Origin of the sequence: Flexithrix dorotheae DSM 6795 (genome assembly GCF_000379765.1) — a bacterium.
In the GTDB taxonomy this organism is placed as follows: Bacteria; Bacteroidota; Bacteroidia; order Cytophagales; family Flammeovirgaceae; genus Flexithrix; species Flexithrix dorotheae.
Window position 1 is genome coordinate 1 of sequence record NZ_KB903500.1, and the last position, 1493, is coordinate 1493.

A 1493-nucleotide genomic window follows, 5' to 3' on the forward strand; every position below is an offset into this window, starting at 1 on the left:
TCCCCAGTGGACCCTCCTGAATTTGATCCTATATTAAAGTGGTTAGTCTTTAATAAATTTTTTACTCATTAGACCTTTGTCTGTTTTTATCTGTAAGAAATAAATACCAATGGTTAAATCTGAAACATCAAAAAATTCTTTTGGTGAAGAAATAGTTTTTATTGGCTTTCCTATAGCATCAACAATAGTAATGGCTTCAATTGTTTTATCAAAATCAATGTTTAGGACAGAAGAGACGGGATTAGGATAAATAGACAAGTCACTTATATTATATTGATCATTGACACTTAAAACAATCTGGTTAGAGATTGTAATCTCTACATCGCCACTTACCCCGGAACCATCGTTGGCTGTTGCAGTTACAGTCACTGTACCATTTGATACTGCTGTTAATAAACCCCTACTGTCAATAGTAGCTTCGCCTGTGCCATTTGTTACACTCCAGGTATAGGTGGTATCATCTGCATTGGAGGGCAGTACCGTGGCTTCCATTTGTAGTGTTCCTCCTTTTGTAGTAATGCTAGTTGCCCCACCTTGTCCCTTTACAGTGATGGAATTGACCAAAACAATCTGGTTGGAGATTGTAATCTCTATATCGCCACTTACCCCGGAGCCATCGTTGGCCGTGGCAGTTACAGTCACTGTGCCATTCGAAACAGCTGTCAATAAACCATTCGCATTGATGGTAGTCTCTCCTGTACTGTTCGCCACACTCCATGTATAGGTGGTATCAATTGCGTTGGCGGGCAGTACTGTGGCTTCCATTTGTAGCGTTCCCCCATTGGTGGTAATGGTAGTTGCTCCCCCTTGTCCCTGTACAGTGATGGAATTGACCAAAACAATTTGGTTGGAGATAGTGATCACTGCATCACCTGTTACTCCTGAGCCATCGTTGGCCGTGGCGGTTACGGTGACTGTACCGTCCGACACAGCAGTCAGTAATCCGTTGGCATCAATAGTTGCCTCTCCTGTGCCGTTGGCTACACTCCATGTATAGGTGGCATCATTCGCGTTGGTGGGCAATACCGTGGCTTCCATTTGTAGCGTTCCCCCGTTGTTGGTAATGGTAGTTGCTCCCCCTTGTCCCTGTACAGTGATGGAATTGACCAAAACAATTTGGTTAGAGATTGTAATCTCCATATCGCCACTTACTCCAGACCCATCATTGGCTGTTGCAGTCACAGTCACTGTACCATTTGAAACGGCTGTCAATAAACCATTTGCATCAATGGTCGCCTCTCCCGTGCCGTTGGCCACACTCCATGTATAGGAGGCATCATTCGCGTTGGCAGGCAGTACCGTGGCTTCCATTTGTAGCGTACCATCATCGGTAGTAATGGCCGTTGCTCCGGCTTGGCCCTGTACGCTAATAGATTCGACAAGGGTATTGCAGGTCAAACTAAAACTAGCCGTAGCATCAACGTTAGTCCAGTTAGCTTCAGCATCTGCTACATCATCTACTTCAATACAAGTCAGATTTGGGTTTGTAGTGG

Annotated in this window: 1 protein-coding gene; it reads right to left on the bottom strand. The window is 44.5% G+C overall.

The window, feature by feature from the left end:
• Positions 1-42: 42 nt before the first annotated feature.
• Positions 43-1493, bottom strand: a 1451-nt coding sequence (locus A3EM_RS44890; RefSeq protein ID WP_157638278.1) for a T9SS type A sorting domain-containing protein, incomplete at its 5' end; no start/stop codon positions are given.